This is a genomic window from Vibrio sp. SNU_ST1, from assembly GCF_030563405.1.
Lineage (GTDB): Bacteria > Pseudomonadota > Gammaproteobacteria > Enterobacterales > Vibrionaceae > Vibrio.
Genome location: NZ_CP130748.1, coordinates 2,745,813 through 2,762,126 on the forward strand (window position 1 = coordinate 2,745,813; position 16,314 = coordinate 2,762,126).

Below are 16,314 nucleotides of genomic sequence, written 5' to 3' on the forward strand. Positions count from 1 at the left end.
GCAGTCATAACTTCAAAACTTTAAATATAAATAGACGCCACCAACCATAACGTTGATAGCGTTACTATTTATGTATAAGAGACAACAAGCTTGTTGTCATCAGCTTTATCGGAAGTCGCCCGTACTTTTAACTTGGGTTAGTTGATAGTGCACTTGGTGACTCACCAGTTCTTTCACTCATAAGATCAGCCACAAATTGAGCTCTTGAGCCCAAAATAATTTGCAGGCCACTTGAACCTACTTTTATGACCCCCATAGCACCTAGGTCTTTGATTCCTTGTTCATTCACAAGAGCCTGATCTTTAATCTGTAAACGCAATCTCGTAATACATGCTCCTATCGAAGTAATGTTAGCGGCACCACCAATCAAGATTGTGATTTCACTAGCTAAATCTTCATTGTCCAAAGTGATCGCCTTACTTTGAGTATCCTCACGTCCTACTGTTTTCAAATTGAACTTTCGAATAGCAAAACGGAAAACCGTGTAATAAATAGCGGCCATGGTTAGCCCCCAAAGAATCACATTGATCCAGTTAGTTTTGAACCCATCCATCGCGGGAAGAACACCAAAAGACACGAAATCAATAATGCCGGCTGAGAAGGTTTTACCAATATGAACATCCAACGCATAACTCACCGCGTAAGACACCCCTGCCATGATTGCAGAAAAAACATAAAGTAAAGGTGCGACAAAGATAAACGCAAATTCAACGGGTTCTGTTATACCTGTAACAAAAGAAGTAAGAGCAGCAGAGCCTAAAATACCTGCTGCAATTTTTTTATTTTTATCATTCGCTTCATGATACATAGCTAAACATGCAGCAGGGAAAGCAAACATGTAGATAGCAAAATTACCCGATAGGAATTTTCCTGCTTCTTGGTATTCACTGGTTGAGAACGTTTTTACTCCATCTTCAAGCATTTTAAACCAAATGGTATGATCGCCATTTACAATGGTACCCGCGGCAGTTGTGTACTCACCGAAAGAAAACCAATAAGGGCTATAAAAAATATGATGGAGACCAACTGGAATTAAAGCGCGCTCCATAAATCCGTAGATGAAAGTTGATACGTACATGTTTCCGCCATTCGCCATATGCGATAGCGCATCAATACCTGATTGAATATATGACCAAATATGGGGTAAAACTAAACCAATTAGGAATGCAGAAAACGCAGTCACAATCGGTACAAAGCGTTTACCGGCAAAGAAACCAAGGAAATCAGGCAGCTTAGTATCATAAAAACGTTGATACATAACGGCTGCGAGGATACCTGCAATGAGTCCGCCAAAGACACCTGTTTGCAATGAAGGAATACCCATCACCATTGCATAACGGCCACCTCCCATCGCCATCTCAGGTGTAATGCCGAGCGCCACCCCCATTGTCGCATTCATCACGACCATGGCGACAATCGCGGCTAAAGCGGCAATCCCTGACTCCTTAGTCAAACCAACCGCGGCTCCTACCGCAAACAGTAAGGCTAAGTTATCAAATATAACGCCACCAGCACGCATCATTAGGGGAATGTCGAGCTTAGCACCGAAGGCAAGTAATAACCCCGCAGCGGGTAATATAGATATGGGCAACATCAATGCTTTACCAATTAAGGAAAGCTTAGATAAGCCGCTTTTAAAACTATCTAGCATAATAAAGTCCTTTAATATCGTTAGAATACCAACGAACTTTATCAAGCTAATTGAATCTCAAGGTTACAAATAGCAAGCAGTTTGTAACTCGTTTTTTACATTAGGTTCGCCCTAACCAATGGCAGAGAAATGTGGTTAAGAGTAATGCCTATTCGTTCATGACATATCAATGTAGGTAGGCTATCAACTATCGAAACATTTCATTATTAATAGCATTAAGGTGACCGATAAGCGTTTTAGACGTTATCGATGAATCAATAAAATAACGATAAAGTTCATTCGAAACTGCATTCTGAATGACGGGATTAACAGCCATTGAATCGGTCAAGCTTGGCATTGCCGAACCATCCCGACTCGCTCGTATATAGTCATCATAAGATTTCTGTTGGCACCGCGATAAGTCATCAATTGGAATATTAGCTTGTGCTGGTATTGAGCCCTTTTTTTCACTGAACTCTAAAAGAAACTCAGGGGCAGATAGCGCGGCCATAATTGAGGTTATATTCTGTTCTTCATTTGAACGAGTGGAAAAAAAGGCTAGGCTATCTACATTGTAGATAAAACCATTTTCCGTAGAAGGAAATGGGCTGCATTGAATGTAGTCAGGAATGCTAGAGCCAGAGCTTAGCATTGCTCCTAAAGCCCAATCTCCTGTAAATTGAAATGCGTATTCCCCCTTGAGCAGTGCTTTTGTTCCTTGATCCCAACTTATTTTTGATAAATCATTTCCAACAATATTAGCAAGAGATCGAAAGCGATCTAGTGCTTCTAGTGTTTCGGGGCTGTTCAAAGCTGCGGAGTCTAAATCAACAAAAGCCTGGCGATAATAGTGAGCCCCCCCCACTCCGAATGCAATGTTTTCAAAAATTTGAACAACTTGCCAAGGGTCTTCCCCCAAAGCCAGTGGTGTAATACCTTTGTTTTTTAGTACATTCAATGCTAGCAATAGTGAATCCCAATCATTAGGGGGAGACAACTGGTGTTCAGCTAATACCTCTGTGTTTATCCACATCCAGTTTAGTCGATGAATATTAAGAGGAATGGCAACATAGTTCCCATTATATTTGTGAATGGCTTGAATATCAGGGTACAGCGATTGATCCCACAGATTCAATTTAGCGACTTCATTCATGTCCATTAAGAACCCGAGTGCTGCCCAAGACTGAATAGCAGGTCCTTCCATCTGCGCTATGTCTGGTGAATAGCCAGCAATCGCTCTCGCTTGAAGGATAGATTTAGCAGGCCCACCTCCTCCTCCTGCAATTGGATCACTTTTTAATGTAAAAGGCAGCAGACGAAACCTGTCTTCGATCACCGACAGTGCTGAGTCTTCACCTTCTGCCGTCCACCAATGCAACATCTCTATAGAGGGGGTAGATAATGCAGGCTGTGTAACAAAAAGAGCAACCAAGAATACCCACATTTTCATAAGCTGCTTACCAAAATAATATCGACTTCTAGTCCTCCTTCTGGTGCATTCGATAATTTAATATCCCCTCCATGGCTTCTTGCGATACTTCGAGAAATAGCTAAGCCTAAACCGGATCCATCCACGCTTGAATCGCTACCTCTAAAATAAGGCTCAAATACTTTTTCTAGTATGCTTTCGTCAATCCCTGCACCTGAATCGCGCAGTACAATATGAATAGAATCAGAGTTAACAAACATGCTGATATTCACGACATTCCCATATTTAATGCCATTATCCACTAGGTTAAAAAGACAACGCTTAATTGCTAATGGTTTACCATAGAATTTAACATCGGGCATATCGACAAGGTTCACGCATAAGTTGTTTTTGTTATGAATAGCCGCACATTGTTCAAAAATATCATTCATGTCTATCCACTCAAATTCTTCATGAATATCATTATCTCGCATGCACTGTAACGCTCCGTTTAACATCATCTCGACTTCATTCAACAGCTTTTCAAATTTAAGCCTTGTCGTATTGTCGCTGAGCATTTCTGTACGAAGTTTTAAGCAGGCTAGAGGTGTTTTTATGTCATGTGAAATAGCATTAAAGAACATATTTCGGTCACGTAAGTTCGCTTTAATACGACGATTCATTTTGTTGAAAGCATGGATCGCAGCTCTGGTTTCTGAACTTCCTTCTTCTTTGATTTCTTCAATCTGCATTTCCGACCCCATAAGCGTTGCGGAACGAGCAAGAGATCGAAAAGGACGAATTTCTTTTTGTAGCACAACGTATGAGACCCCCATGAGCATAAAAGTGACAATTAAAAGAAAGGTGATCTGGCGACTATCTATAAAATTATCGGTCAAGCTATCGAAAGACAGCGGAATAACGGTCGCTAAATAGAGCCACTCATTATTTTCTAGTTGAACTTGAATAACGGCTATTGGGAGATCGAGTTTACCTAACACTAAGCTGTAATCTTTCCACAATGCAGGCAGCTCATTCAGCTTGATACCTGAGTTGAACAATAGAAGATCGTCTCGCTTGGTCAAAGTGACGTGTACTGAGTGTGACGTTTTAAGTTGTTGTTCTAAAAGATCTGATGCTTGCACCTGCATTTGAGGCACTAAAGAGTGATGACTAAGCGAAGGAACAGGAAGCCTATGATTATTCATGGAAATAAAGAATCGTGTTCCCCCAATATTTCGTAATTGATCGAGAACCAAATGACGATAATTGACTGGAAGCCCTGAAAAGTAATTTATAGTGTCCGAAGCTGCAGAGGCTATCGCAAACATAGCATGGCTCGCCGATTCTCGTTTAGATACCGAGGTAGTGGAAAACCAAGCTGCACCTGCCAGAACTTCAGCCATGACAATAACCAAGAACGTAGACAACGTAATACGTACGATCATTGACTGAAAGAAGTTTTTTTTCAACATTGAAGTCCATGAGAGTCAATCACAAGCATGTAGCCACGATGCCTTACCGTCATAATCGTATTTCGGTCATCGTCCCTCAATTGCCTTCTCAACCGGCTAATTTGTACATCAATCCCTCTCTCTAGTGGCTCGGCATCCCTCCCCCAGAGTGCTTGTGCAATGTCATTACGACTTAATAATTGATTAGGAGAGTCAAGCATAAGGGTAAGCAAGTTATAATCGGCGCTAGAAAGAGAGACAGCCTCACCATCTTCATGTTTCAATTGTCGTTTTAGGGTATCGAACGTCCAATCCATAAATTTTAACTTACGTTCATTTGTGCTGTGACTGAATGTTGAACGCCTGAGTAGAGCTTTGATTCTTGCTAATAGTTCACGAGGGTTAAACGACTTGGTTATGTAATCATCAGCGCCAATTTCTAACCCCGCAATACGATCTGCATCATCAGTTACTGCGGTTAGCATAATGATAGGGACTTGAGATCGTAAGCGTAACTTTTGGCACAAAGTTAAACCATCATCTCCTGGTAGCATGATGTCTAAAATAATGAGGTCTGGGGTGACAGTTTCTAGCTGTTTCCACATCGCGTTACCTTCAAGTGCAGTAATCACAGTGAAGCTTGAGCGTTCTAGATATTCGCTTAAAGCATCGAGAATTTCCTGATTATCATCCACAATCAAAACAATCTTATTAGCCATGACCTAACCTATGCCACTAAATGATTATGGATACATTCGCTCACTTCCTCATTCATTTCAAGAACATGAGTGATGAAATGCGTTCAAACTCCACAATGTAAGCTGTCCGTTACAAATAGGTTGCCCTTATCATCCGATAATTTAGGCCTTCACCTTTATGTGCACCTCCTTATAGTTTAATAAAAACAATATATTAGAGTGCCAAACTGAGTGAAATGGGTACAAACCCTACCTTATGAATTTGATTAATACATTCATACTGTTCATAGTATCTATGAGAGTGTCATTTTCTATTGGCTGTTTCTAACCTCGTTTTATCAACCAAAGGAAATGACTATGTCTGGATACCCAGCAGCTCACTTTTGTAAACAATGCGAACAAAAAACACCTCATCGTGAAGTGCTTGTAAGAAAGACCAGCAGCTACGATACGGATACTTCTCTTTTAGGTAGGATCAAATTAATGATTCATACTTTTATTAATGGCGGCGAATACTATGACATGGACAGATATGTCACGTGTAAAGTATGTGGTCATAAAGAGAAAGATAACTGGGGCAATAAATTTGAGTAATCATTACGTTTCTTCAATTTGAACGCATAAAAAAACCGAGCCATTGGCTCGGTTTTTATGTTCATATACGGCTATTTATTAAGCTAGAAGCTCTTTAGCTGTGTTTACTACATTTTCAGTAGTGAAACCGAACATCTTGAATAGCTCGCCTGCTGGTGCAGATTCGCCGAACGTTGTCATACCGATGATCTTGCCACCGAAACCAACATACTTGTACCAGAAGTCAGCGATGCCAGCTTCTACAGCGATACGAGCTGTAACGTCAGATGGCAGTACAGACTCACGGTACTGCGCGTCTTGCTTATCGAACGCGTCAGTTGCAAGCATAGATACTACGCGTACCGCTTTACCTTCAGCTGTAAGTTCAGCAGCAGCGCTAACCGCTAGCTCAACTTCAGAACCTGTAGCGATGATGATTAGCTCTGGCTTACCAGCACAATCTTTCAGGATGTAACCACCCTTGGCGATGTTAGCTACTTGCTCAGCGTCACGGTCTTGCTGTGCAAGGTTTTGACGAGAGAAGATAAGTGCAGAAGGGCCATCTTTGCGTTCGATTGCTAGTTTCCAAGCAACAGCAGACTCAACTTGGTCACATGGGCGCCATGTGCTCATGTTTGGAGTCAAACGTAGAGAAGCGATCTGCTCAACCGGTTGGTGAGTAGGACCATCTTCGCCAAGACCGATAGAGTCATGCGTGTAAACTTGAATGTTCTGAACTTTCATCAGAGCAGCCATACGCATTGCGTTACGTGCGTATTCCATGAACATTAGGAATGTTGCGCCGTATGGTACGAAACCACCGTGCAGAGCGATACCGTTCATGATAGCCGTCATACCGAATTCACGTACACCGTAGTGGATGTAGTTACCAGAGAAGTCGTTTGCTTCAAGAGACTTAGAACCAGACCACATAGTCAGGTTAGAAGGCGCAAGGTCAGCAGAGCCGCCCATGAATTCAGGTAGCATAGCACCGAACGCTTCTAGTGCGTTTTGAGATGCTTTACGTGATGCGATGTTTGCTGGGTTAGCTTGAAGATCAGCAATGATTGCGTTTGCTTTCTCTTCCCATTCAGCTGGAAGCTCGCCGTTAGTACGACGTTTGAATTCTGCTGCTAGCTCTGGGTGAGCCGCTGCGTATGCGTCAAACTTAGCATTCCACGCTGCTTCTTTCGCTGCGCCAGCTTCTTTCGCATCCCACTCAGCTGAGATATCAGCTGGAATTTCGAAAGGACCGTGTTCCCAACCCAGTGCCGCTTTAGTTGCTGTGATTTCATCAGCGCCTAGTGGAGCACCGTGACAGTCGTGCGTACCCGCTTTGTTTGGAGAACCAAAACCGATAATAGTCTTAGTACAGATAAGCGTTGGACGAGGATCCGCTTTAGCCGCTTCGATAGCTGCGTTAATAGCGTCAGCATTGTGACCATCAACCGCTGGGATTACGTGCCAACCGTATGCTTCAAAACGCTTAGGTGTATCGTCAGAGAACCAACCTTCAACTTCACCATCGATAGAGATGCCATTGTCATCCCAGAAAGCAACCAGCTTGCCAAGACCTAGCGTACCCGCTAGCGAACATGCTTCGTGAGAAATACCTTCCATCAGACAACCGTCACCCATGAATGCATAAGTGTAGTGGTCTACGATGTCGTGGCCTTCTTTGTTGAACTGTGCAGCAAGCGCTTTTTCAGCCATTGCCATGCCAACAGCATTCGTGATGCCTTGACCTAGAGGGCCAGTCGTTGTCTCGATACCAGGAGCGTAACCGTACTCTGGGTGACCTGGAGTCTTAGAGTGCAGTTGACGGAAGTTTTTTAGGTCTTCAATTGAAAGCTCGTAACCTGCTAAGTGAAGCAGAGAGTAAATCAGCATAGAACCATGACCGTTAGACAGAATAAAACGGTCGCGGTCAGCCCACTCTGGATTTGCTGGGTTGTGGTTCAAGTGGCCACGCCAAAGAACTTCAGCTATGTCAGCCATACCCATAGGTGCGCCTGGGTGGCCTGAATTTGCTTGTTGAACACCGTCCATGCTAAGTGCGCGGATTGCATTGGCTAGATCTTTACGAGAAGGCATGTCTGCTCCTGGATACATAAGCGATTTAAAAAAGAGATAGATGCTAAAGTTTTCATTTTTATTAGCGCGGGTATTCTCTCAAACGACTATAGCGACTGCAAACGTTTTACTGGCACTTTAACTGTCATTTTCCGCAATTTTCGATCATTTACATCACTTAACATGCCTTTCCACGACCAACGCGCAAACGTTTAGTTATGACATATCATAAAAAAGAGCTTGTAATTCGACCGCTGAAATTTAAAATAGCCGTCTAGATGTAGAAACACCTACGAAATATACTGTATTGAATGGCGGCGCTTCCTCGATTGCGACGGCATAAATTATTTGCATTTAACTATTTGCAACTAAAAACTAAACTAAAAGTGGAGCTCTCATGGCTAAGCACCTATTCACTTCTGAATCTGTTTCAGAAGGCCATCCAGATAAAATTGCAGACCAAATCTCTGATGCTGTTCTTGATGCCATCATTGAACAAGATCCAAAAGCACGTGTTGCTTGTGAGACTTACGTAAAAACCGGCATGGTAATGGTTGGTGGTGAAGTAACCACGTCTGCATGGGTTGATATCGAGGAAATCACTCGTGAAACAGTACGTGAAATTGGTTACGTGCATTCTGACATGGGCTTTGATGCTGACTCTTGTGCAGTACTAAACACCATTGGTAAGCAGTCTCCAGACATCAACCAAGGTGTTGATAAAGCCGATCCTAAAGATCAAGGCGCAGGCGACCAAGGTATCATGTTTGGTTACGCGACTAACGAAACGCCAATCCTAATGCCAGCTCCAATTACTTACTCTCACCTTCTTGTTAAAAAGCAAGCTGAAGTACGTAAGAGCGGCAAGCTTAACTTCCTTCGCCCAGATGCGAAATCTCAAGTAACGTTCCAATACGACCAAGGTAAAATCGTTGGTATCGACGCTGTTGTTCTTTCGACTCAACACTGTGATTCAGTAACAACACCTGACCTACGTGAAGCGGTAATGGAAGAGATCATCAAGCCAGTACTTCCTGCTGAGTGGATCAACAAAGACACGAACTTCTTCATTAACCCAACAGGCCGCTTTGTAATCGGTGGTCCAATGGGTGACTGTGGTCTAACAGGTCGTAAGATCATTGTTGATACGTACGGCGGTGCCGCTCGTCACGGTGGCGGTGCATTTTCTGGTAAAGATCCATCGAAAGTTGACCGTTCTGCAGCTTACGCAGCTCGTTACGTAGCGAAAAACATCGTTGCAGCTGGCATGGCTGATCGTTGTGAGATTCAGCTGTCTTACGCTATCGGTGTTGCCGATCCAACATCTATCATGGTTGAAACGTTTGGTACTGAGAAAGTAGCTCACGAAATCATCATTGAAGCAGTTCGTCAAAACTTCGATTTACGTCCATACGGCCTTCAAGAGATGTTGAACCTTCTTCAACCTATCTACAAGAAGACTGCAGCATACGGCCACTTCGGTCGTGAAGAATTCCCTTGGGAAGCAACGGACAAAGCAGCAATCCTTGCGGACTTCGCGGGCCTGTAAGCATTACGCAACATGCTTAGCTGAAACGTAATTTTAAAGCCTCTGTTCTCAGAGGCTTTTTGCTTTCTATTCTTCCTATTCTTCCTATTCTTCCTATTCTTCCTATTCTTCCTATTCTTCCTATTCTTCCTATTCTTCCTATTCTTCCTATTCTTCCACTAATCCTAGCCCTCTCACGTAAAGCAAGCGTTAACTTATAGATTATTTTGATAATAGTGGGAATTTTACGTGCTGAGATCAATGTTACGCAAACGTTTAAATTTTAATGTAATAGCACTTGTTAAAAACAAACCATTCTCAGTAACTCATGCTCTATTGCCACAACCTTTCTGTTCAACAACAAAACACTCAACGACTACACCCACTCGATCTAAAAATTAGTCAAGGTGAGCGCTGGGTTGTCATTGGGCGTAATGGTTCAGGAAAAACCACGTTATTAAAGGCACTTGTTAATTTGCTTCCCTTCAAAGGCGAAGTCGTCATAAACCAATTGCCGCTACGTAAGTTAACTTGCCAGCAAAGAGCAAAACAAATCAGTTACCTTCCACAACACAGTCAAGTGGATGGCCGTTTAGCACTAAGAGAGTACATTCAACTTACCGCTTCCCATCAAGCCAGTTCTAGCTTTTCACTTGATCATATAACTGAAGCACTAAAGATCAATGCTTTCCTCGAACGAAGAATTGGACAACTTTCAGGAGGCCAGAAGCAGAGAGCGCATATTGCTCGAACTTTATGTCAGAACGCAGAATTTCTGGTATTGGATGAGCCTCTAAATCACCTAGACCCATGCGCTCAAGGGGAAGTTTTATCACTATTGAAAGATCAAGATAAAACACTGATTTGCTCACTGCATGATATTTCCCTTGCGGCCAAGTTCGCGACGCACATTGTGATTTTAGAGCACGGTAAGGTGGTAACCAAAGGGAAAGTAGAAGAGCTACTGACCCACAAACAGCTTCAGCCGATTTTTGAAGTCGATTTAATCAGCTCAACCAATGAGCGAACACAGAAAACAAGCAAATTTTTCGATATTGAACTAGACCAAGGACAGGAAATTTCATGAAAAAACTATCAGCATCAGCATTCACTTTATTGCTTTCCATGTCCGCACAAGCCCAAATTACGGTAAAAAACTGCGACTCTACACTCACCTTAGATAAAGCGCCTAAAACCTTAATCACTCACGATATCAATATGTCTGAGATGGCATTTTCTCTCGGGCTTGAAGGCAATATGATCGGAGTGACCGGTATTAGCGGATACTACAAAACGACCCCTGAATTTAATCGCCTCCAAGGCAGCATTCCGGAGCTCGCACCTAAATACCCTTCTTTGGAGGTATTAGTTAATGCCAACCCTGATGTTTTCTTTGCTGGATGGAATTACGGTATGCGCTTGGGCGGCTCTGTCACGCCTGATTCTCTGAAAGAGTTTGGTATTAATACTCTGATTCTTAATGAGAGTTGCAGCCACATCCGTAAAGATAAGCAGCCAGCTAACATGGAACAAATGTTCGATGACGTGACACGCCTTGCGACTTTATTCGGTCAGCAAGACAGGGCTCAAACACTTATCTCCACTTGGAAAGAGCAATTAGTATTGATTCAACAGCAAACTGAGAATCAAACTCCGCTTAAAGTCTTTCTATATGATTCTGGGGAAGAGAAACCATTTACAGCAGGGAAATACGCAACCGTGAGTGCCATGATAGAAGCGGCAGGTGGCAACAATGTCATGAAAGAACTTGATATCAGTTGGGGGACCACATCATGGGAGTCGGTTGCGATGCATAACCCCGATGTCATTATTCTTCTCGATTATCAAAATGGTACAGGTGCTAAAGGCATGCAAGCCTTTTTAGAACAACACCCAGCAATGAAACTAACAACAGCGGTAAAGACCACCCAATACCTTCCTCTGCGTTATGAGGAAATCACTCCCGGGCCAGCAAACATAGCTGCAATTGAAAAATTGGCACAGCGTATCCAAGAAATCCATGACAAGTCTTAGTACTAACCTAAACCGAACCGTACTGAACACCTGCGTATTCAGCTCTGTTTTTGCCCTCTTAGCGATGTTTTCTCTGAGTTTAGGCAGCGTTCAGCTATCTTTTGCACAAGTCGCTACGATTTTTTCAGCGGCTATGAATCAACAGATCGACTCTCCGATAGATCAAGTCGTACTACACTTACGCCTGCCAAGAACATTCATCGCCATTATTTGCGGTGCTGGCCTAGGTATTGTTGGGGCGTTATTGCAAACCGTCACAAAAAACGATCTTGCCGACCCCTTCATTTTTGGGCTGTCATCCGGTGCTGCGACTGGGGCTGTCTTTGTGATTACAGTAATCGGCAGCGCTATCGGTATTTGGACGCTTCCACTCGCCGCTTTTATCGGCGGAATAATCTCGGCTTCGGCAGTGCTATTTCTAGTCAGAAAAGTAGATGGGCAAGCGTCTTCTCAAATTGTTTTAGCCGGGTTGGCTATTTCATTCTTATTTACAGCCTTGACTAACTTCTTGGTCTTCCATGGTGATCAACGAGCTGCCCACTCAATTCTATTTTGGTCGCTGGGAGGCCTAGGAAACGCACGCTGGGACAATGTGCTAATTGTGCTTGCTGGACTTATCGCCTTGATAGCCCTAAGTATATTAAAACATCGCCAGTTAGATTGTTTACTTGCGGGAGACGACGTAGCACAAACAATGGGCGTAGACACAAAACGCCTGCAAAGCGGTGTCTTTATTGTCTGCGCTTTTGCTACTGCATGTTTTGTTTCTATCATTGGAGTTGTCGGATTTATTGGCTTGATGGTTCCTCATATCGCGAAGAAAATCATCGGCCCATTACACAAAAAGTTACTCATCTCTTCAGGGCTGATTGGGGCTTTGCTTATGCTATTAAGTGATATTTTGGCGAGAACCTTAGTTGCCCCTCAGGAACTTCCGCTTGGTGTCGTCACCACTGCATTTGGCGCACTATTCATTGTTTCTATTTTGATGGAGAAGCGTAATGAATACTAAATGCTTAACCATCATTGCGATTCGTCATGGCGAAACAGAATGGAATCGAATTGGCAAAGCACAGAATCAACTGGATAGCCCTCTGACAATGGAAGGCAAACGACAGATGCATAAAGTAGGTCGTTATCTTTCGACTCAAAGACCGTTGACTATCCATGCTATTTACACCAGTCAATTAGGACGTGCCATTTCCAGTGCTAAAACTATAGCTCGTTACCTCAACGTACCCGTTATTTCACAGGTGGAACTCAATGAATTCAACTCTGAAGAACAGCGTAAAGCAATGGCGATTCAGTGGCTAAAACGAATATCTCGTCATCAAAACAATGAAAAAACAGTGTTGCTCCTCGGACACGGCGATTGGATAAAAACATTAGCCAGTTTAGGGACACCAAAGCAAATAATTGAAACACCAAACAACGGAGAAATCCTCAGAATAGATATCGAAATATAACGTCAACATCAGGGAATCAGGTGTAACTCCTGAACTGTACCCGCAGCTGTAAGCGATGAGCGTTTCATAGGCCACTGAATCATAAATTTGGGAAGGCGAAACGCAGTGAATATTTTCAACATCGTAAGTCAGAATACCTGGGCACACATGAATATCGAGCGGGAAAACTCAACACCAATCCATACCTTGTCTAGCAAGGGAACGCTCTGTATTCGTCAATACCTCAAACGTAGATGAAGAATACTGTGGTCACAAAAGTTAAACGATCAAAAAATAAGTCCGATCTCCGCAGTGGGTTTACCACAGGAGCATGCGCGGCTGCAGCTAGCAGGGCGGCAGTTCAAACACTGTTGACCGGACAAAAGCCCGACTACATTTCCATCACTTTACCTAATGGTGAGCCCGCTACGTTTAAGGTCGCGTTTATCCAAACATCCAACGATGCGGTGACCGCCAGCATCGTTAAAGATGCAGGGGACGATCCTGATTGTACCCACGAAGCCCATATTCAGAGTATTGCCCGCTGGCATTCAGATCCCGGTTTTCACATCGATGGCGGGGTTGGCGTAGCTCGTGTGACTCTCCCCGGATTAGAACTTCCCGTCGGTCAGGCGGCGATTAATCCTGTTCCTCGAAAAAACATTCTCGATATGGTGACTTTGGAATGGAACCAAGCTACCAGTCAACAGAAAAAACACGTCGGTATATCACTGGAAATTTGCGTCCCTGATGGCGAAGAGCGAGCCAAGGAAACCATTGGGCCAAGACTTGGTTTAATCGGTGGTATTTCCATTCTAGGGACACGCGGAACGGTAAAACCCTACTCCACTTCAGCGTTTTCAGCATCTGTGCGTCAATCGGTACAAATAGCGAAACAAAATGGCCAAAACCACTTGGTTCTCACAACAGGATCTCGCACCGAAAAGTCAGCGATGGCCATGCTACCAAGTTATGACTCGATGTGTTTTATCCAAGCTGGTGATTTTGTTGGGGTCGGACTGCGCGCGGCAAAACGTTATCAAGTGAGCAAAATCACCGTGGTCGCCATGATAGGCAAACTAGGCAAGATGGTCGCTGGGCACATGATGACTCACGTATCCGGTAAAGCGATCGACTTTTCATTGCTTGCCGATCTCGCCACTCAATCAGGCGCACCATATGAGTTTGCCGAAGCTGTTAGCCAAGCAAACACAGGTCGCCACGTACTAGATACATGGAAAGAAGCCCAATCAGGCCAAGATACACCTAATTACGACTTTCTTACCTTGCTCTGCAAACAAGCTGCAGAGCACGCCGCTGTGTATGTCAAACATCACGTCAGCATTGAATTCAAGTTGATCGATTTTAATGGCGATCTGTTAGCAGAACATCTCTGCTCAAAAGGAAGTGAAGCTAGTACTCACTTTCATGATGAATAAGCATGAACAAGGAAAATCCCATGACTAATGATATGCGTCAAATGACCAAGCAAGGTCGTCAAATTGAAAGTGACTCTTTCTCTATCATTGATGAAGAAATCGAAACACTCCATGGTGGTCACAACTTCAACCAAGGAGAATGGAATGTAGTTCGCCGTGCTATTCATACCACGGGGGATTTTGAATACGCAAAACTGTACCAATTCAGTGAGGACGCCGTTGAAGCTGCAATTTCAGCACTGAAAAGTGGTGCCAACATAATCACCGATGTCAGCATGATAGTCACAGGACTAAATCAAGCACGCCTTAATACTTACGGCAATAAAGCCCAATGTTTCATTAGTCATCCAGATGTCATTACCACCGCGAAAGAGACAGGAGAAACACGTGCCATTCACTCTATGCGTTACGCGCGTGATAACGGCCTACTCGACGGCTCTATCATAGGTGTGGGCAACGCTCCGACAGCACTACTTGAACTATTACGAATGATTGAGGCAGGTGAAGTAAAACCAGCTCTGATTATCGGTATTCCTGTTGGTTTTGTAAAAGCAGATGAATCTAAGCAAGCGCTAACAGAACAAGACACAGTGCCCTACATTGCCAGCCTAGGCCGTAAAGGTGGCAGCCCGTTAGTGGTATCGACTATTCACGCCCTACTTGCTGAGTCAGTAAAATGAATAATGTAAGTACTCACTCTCAGCTCATCGATTACTATCAATCGGCTATCACGGTAGTCGGAGTACCCGAAGATGGCTGCTTAAGCCTAACCAGTCGAGCTGTTAATGCAGTTGAATCTGCACGCGTTGTTGCAGGTAACGACCGACTATTGGATTGGTTCCCCCAATTCAAAGGTCAACGCTTATCGATGAAAGAAGGCTATCAGTCTTGGTTTGCTAAGTTGCTTGATGAATGCGAGGAAGGCAGCGTCGTCGTATTAGCTTCTGGCGACCCATTGTTCTTTGGCATTGGCGAATCGTTATTAAAAAAACTGCCTAATGATGAAGTGCGCTTTATTCCCTCCCCTTGTTCAATGCAACTCGCTTGCAGCCGAGTCGGCATTGCATGGCAAGAAACCAAAGCGATCTCGCTACATGGACGAAAGCAGCATTACGATGGCATTAAAGGTATCGCAAGCCAAATGCAATGGGGAACTAGCTACTGCTTGCTAACCGATGTTCAAAACAATCCCGCTCGTATTGCGAAACATTTGGTCGACTTTAATCAACAAGGTTGGACGGTTTGGGTATGTGAGAATTTAGGTGGTACAGAAGAAAAAGTTAGCCAGTGGGCTCTCGAAGATCTCGCACTAAAAAGTGCGGAAGATTTCTCTGCTCTGAACGTCATGGTACTTCACAGAAGTGAACCACACGTATGGGGTGAATTGGGCCAATACGCCAACGATGATGACTTCATGAAGCGCATGCCTAAACGCGGCTTAATTACCAAACAGCCAGTTCGTCATTTGGCTCTCGCCAGTATGCGAATTCAGCCTAAATCTGTGGTGTGGGATATTGGCACAGGCTCAGGTTCGATTGCGATTGAAGCGGCGAAACAGTGTAGTCAAGGGCAAGTGTTTACCATTGAATCGAATCAAGAGTGTTACGAGTCTATCGAAGCTAACTTTAAAGCGCACGGTACTGACAACGTACAACTGATTCGAGATAAAGCTCCAATGCAGCTCGACACATTACCCAAACCTGACAGTATTTTTATTGGTGGAAGCCGCGGCAACATGCACACCATTTTAGATTTCTGTTGGTCCGCTGTAAAACCCGGTGGCGTGGTCATTGGTTCAGCGGTAACAGTAGATTCAGTTTGCGAACTTCACCAATGGAGTAAAGATAATAATGCTCCGACACAGGTTCAACTGGTCTCTATATCAACAGGCGTACCACTCGCTCACTACACCCGTTATCAATCAGAAAATCCGATTCACTTATTTATTTTTACCAAACCGTTTATTCAGAAATAGGCGCTTAATTTTTTAATTAAGCGCCACTCAACATATTAAATAAAAACATAATTAGAG

The 16,314-nt window shown here is 43.6% G+C and carries 14 protein-coding genes and 1 riboswitch; of the genes, 9 read left to right on the top strand and 5 right to left on the bottom strand.

Features of this window, described 5'->3' with window-relative positions:
* Positions 1 to 127: 127 nt before the first annotated feature.
* The 4 genes from Q5H80_RS12010 to Q5H80_RS12025 form a co-directional block, all read right to left on the bottom strand.
* The gene (locus tag Q5H80_RS12010) at positions 128 to 1,651 is read right to left on the bottom strand and encodes a PTS transporter subunit EIIC (protein WP_304564877.1); all 1,524 of its coding nucleotides are present in this window, start codon (positions 1,649 to 1,651) and stop codon (positions 128 to 130) included.
* A gap of 187 nt (positions 1,652 to 1,838) precedes the next feature.
* On the bottom strand, positions 1,839 to 3,080 hold the full coding sequence (locus tag Q5H80_RS12015; RefSeq protein ID WP_304564878.1) for an ABC transporter substrate-binding protein: 1,242 nt from the start codon (positions 3,078 to 3,080) through the stop codon (positions 1,839 to 1,841).
* Complete coding sequence (locus tag Q5H80_RS12020) at positions 3,077 to 4,444, bottom strand: ATP-binding protein (RefSeq protein ID WP_253810838.1); 1,368 nt, start codon at positions 4,442 to 4,444, stop codon at positions 3,077 to 3,079. Before Q5H80_RS12020 ends, Q5H80_RS12015 begins: the two co-directional genes overlap by 4 nt.
* A 62-nt stretch (positions 4,445 to 4,506) precedes the next feature.
* Positions 4,507 to 5,211, bottom strand: coding sequence for a response regulator (locus Q5H80_RS12025; protein WP_139685063.1), 705 nt, complete (start codon positions 5,209 to 5,211; stop codon positions 4,507 to 4,509).
* A 336-nt stretch (positions 5,212 to 5,547) separates the two neighbouring features.
* Here Q5H80_RS12025 and Q5H80_RS12030 point away from each other — a divergent pair, with 336 nt between their 5' ends.
* On the top strand, positions 5,548 to 5,784 hold the full coding sequence (locus Q5H80_RS12030) for a hypothetical protein (RefSeq protein WP_304564879.1): 237 nt from the start codon (positions 5,548 to 5,550) through the stop codon (positions 5,782 to 5,784).
* Between the two features lie 78 nt (positions 5,785 to 5,862).
* Here the strand turns inward: Q5H80_RS12030 and tkt are convergent, their stop codons facing one another.
* Positions 5,863 to 7,857: a transketolase gene (gene tkt, locus Q5H80_RS12035; RefSeq protein ID WP_304564880.1), complete on the bottom strand. Its 1,995-nt coding sequence runs from the start codon at positions 7,855 to 7,857 to the stop codon at positions 5,863 to 5,865.
* A 376-nt stretch (positions 7,858 to 8,233) separates the two neighbouring features.
* Between tkt and metK the strand changes: the two genes are divergently transcribed.
* The 8 genes from metK to cbiE all read left to right on the top strand — a co-directional run bounded on the left by metK (position 8,234) and on the right by cbiE (position 16,257).
* Positions 8,234 to 9,385 (top strand): methionine adenosyltransferase, encoded by a 1,152-nt coding sequence (gene metK / locus Q5H80_RS12040; RefSeq protein WP_304564881.1) that lies wholly within the window; start codon positions 8,234 to 8,236, stop codon positions 9,383 to 9,385.
* A gap of 307 nt (positions 9,386 to 9,692) precedes the next feature.
* Complete coding sequence (locus tag Q5H80_RS12045; protein ID WP_304564882.1) at positions 9,693 to 10,451, top strand: ABC transporter ATP-binding protein; 759 nt, start codon at positions 9,693 to 9,695, stop codon at positions 10,449 to 10,451.
* Positions 10,448 to 11,398, top strand: a complete 951-nt coding sequence (locus Q5H80_RS12050; RefSeq protein ID WP_304564883.1) for an ABC transporter substrate-binding protein — start codon at positions 10,448 to 10,450, stop codon at positions 11,396 to 11,398. Before Q5H80_RS12045 ends, Q5H80_RS12050 begins: the two co-directional genes overlap by 4 nt.
* Positions 11,385 to 12,410 carry an iron ABC transporter permease gene (locus Q5H80_RS12055; protein ID WP_304564884.1) on the top strand — a complete coding sequence of 342 codons (1,026 nt, stop codon included), beginning with the start codon at positions 11,385 to 11,387 and terminating at the stop codon, positions 12,408 to 12,410. The genes Q5H80_RS12050 and Q5H80_RS12055 overlap by 14 nt, the downstream gene beginning before the upstream one ends.
* Positions 12,400 to 12,864, top strand: a complete 465-nt coding sequence (locus tag Q5H80_RS12060) for a phosphoglycerate mutase family protein (RefSeq protein WP_304564885.1) — start codon at positions 12,400 to 12,402, stop codon at positions 12,862 to 12,864. The genes Q5H80_RS12055 and Q5H80_RS12060 overlap by 11 nt, the downstream gene beginning before the upstream one ends.
* A gap of 10 nt (positions 12,865 to 12,874) precedes the next feature.
* A riboswitch (cobalamin riboswitch) is annotated at positions 12,875 to 13,003 on the top strand.
* A 106-nt stretch (positions 13,004 to 13,109) separates the two neighbouring features.
* Positions 13,110 to 14,282 carry a cobalt-precorrin-5B (C(1))-methyltransferase gene (locus Q5H80_RS12065; protein WP_304564886.1) on the top strand — a complete coding sequence of 391 codons (1,173 nt, stop codon included), beginning with the start codon at positions 13,110 to 13,112 and terminating at the stop codon, positions 14,280 to 14,282.
* A gap of 20 nt (positions 14,283 to 14,302) precedes the next feature.
* Positions 14,303 to 14,962, top strand: a complete 660-nt coding sequence (locus tag Q5H80_RS12070; RefSeq protein ID WP_304564887.1) for a precorrin-8X methylmutase — start codon at positions 14,303 to 14,305, stop codon at positions 14,960 to 14,962.
* Positions 14,959 to 16,257 (top strand): precorrin-6y C5,15-methyltransferase (decarboxylating) subunit CbiE, encoded by a 1,299-nt coding sequence (cbiE, locus tag Q5H80_RS12075; protein ID WP_304564888.1) that lies wholly within the window; start codon positions 14,959 to 14,961, stop codon positions 16,255 to 16,257. Before Q5H80_RS12070 ends, cbiE begins: the two co-directional genes overlap by 4 nt.
* The last annotated feature ends 57 nt before the right edge of the window (positions 16,258 to 16,314 follow it).